This is a genomic window from Aeromonas sp. ZOR0001, from assembly GCF_000801015.1.
Classification (GTDB): Bacteria; Pseudomonadota; Gammaproteobacteria; order Enterobacterales; family Aeromonadaceae; genus Aeromonas; species Aeromonas veronii.
Genome location: NZ_JRJY01000113.1, coordinates 1 through 1,383, shown reverse-complemented (window position 1 = coordinate 1,383; position 1,383 = coordinate 1). Strand labels below are relative to the sequence as shown.

Here is a 1,383-nt window from a genome sequence, read left to right as displayed (position 1 = left end):
AACGAGATCGACTTCACCGACAGCAGTGAGCGCCACCTGTTTGGCGACATCTACGAGCAGATCCTGCGTGACCTGCAAAGTGCTGGTAACGCGGGCGAGTTCTACACCCCCCGCGCCGTCACCCGCTTTATGGTCAACCGCATCGACCCCAAACTCGGCGAGCGGATCATGGACCCGGCCTGCGGTACCGGCGGCTTTCTCGCCTGCGCCTTCGATCATGTCAAAGAGCACTATGTCGAGACCTCAGCCGACCACCAGACTCTGCAGCAGCAGATCTTGGGGGTCGAGAAGAAGCAGCTGCCGCACCTCCTTTGCACTACCAATATGCTGCTGCACGGCATCGAGGTGCCGGTGCAAATTCGCCATGGCAACACCCTCGACAAACCGCTGTCGAGCTGGGATAGCGATATCGATGTGATCCTCACCAACCCGCCCTTTGGTGGTACCGAAGAGGATGGCATCGAGCAGAACTTCCCGGCCGATCTGCGCACGCGCGAAACTGCCGACCTGTTCCTGCAGCTGATTATCGAGATCCTGAAAAAGGGCGGTCGCGCCGCCGTGGTGCTGCCTGATGGCACCCTGTTTGGCGAAGGGGTCAAAACCAAGATCAAGCAACTGCTCACCAGCGAGTGCAACCTGCACACCATAGTGCGGCTGCCCAACGGCGTGTTTGCCCCCTATACCGGCATTAAGACCAATATCCTCTTCTTCACCAAGGGTCAGCCCACCAAGGATGTCTGGTTCTATGAGCACCCCTATCCGGCTGGGGTGAAAAACTACAGCAAGACCAAACCGATGAAGTTCGAGGAGTTTGAAGCCGAGATCGCCTGGTGGGGCGATGAGGCGGACGGCTTTGCCGCCCGGGTAGAGACCGAGCAAGCCTGGAAGGTCAGCATCGACACCATTATCGAGCGCAACTTTAACCTCGATATCAAAAACCCCCATGTTGGTGAGCAGATAAGCCACGACCCTGAGGAGCTGCTGGCGCGCTATGCCAAAGAACAGGCTGAAATTCAGACCCTGCGTAACCAGCTAAAAGCCATTCTGGGCGACGCCTTGGGCAAAGGTGCGGCCAAGCAAGGGGGGCAGGCATAATGGCGATCGAGAATCTGATTACCGACCACCTGGATCTATGGACCGCGGCGGTTCGCCCCAAAAGCAGTGCCGGGCGCGGTAGCAACAGCAAGCTGGAACTCACCGGCATCAAAAAGCTGCGAGAGCTGATCCTAGGGAAGGTGCGAATAAGTCATATGGCACGAGAGCATTTACTGGTAACTCATTGATATTAAATGACTAAAATTTTCATTTTTTGTTCGTGGGATACTTGTTCGCACTTTCCCTAGGGAAGGTGCGAACAAGTCCCTGATATGAGATCATGTTTGT

At 56.1% G+C, this 1,383-nt stretch carries 2 protein-coding genes; both read left to right on the top strand.

Annotated elements, in window-relative coordinates; translation table 11 throughout:
* Positions 1–1,095 (top strand): N-6 DNA methylase (locus L972_RS15280; RefSeq protein ID WP_231560933.1); only part of this gene is annotated, 1,095 nt, incomplete at its 5' end.
* Positions 1,095–1,283, top strand: a complete 189-nt coding sequence (locus L972_RS15275; protein WP_047439278.1) for a hypothetical protein — start codon at positions 1,095–1,097, stop codon at positions 1,281–1,283. The genes L972_RS15280 and L972_RS15275, both read left to right, overlap by 1 nt.
* The last annotated feature ends 100 nt before the right edge of the window (positions 1,284–1,383 follow it).

Bases quoted from the DNA above. Each gene is read 5' to 3' on its own strand.
- L972_RS15275 (WP_047439278.1), top strand. From the start codon at position 1,095: ATGGCGATCGAGAATCTGATTACCGACCACCTGGATCTATGGACCGCG.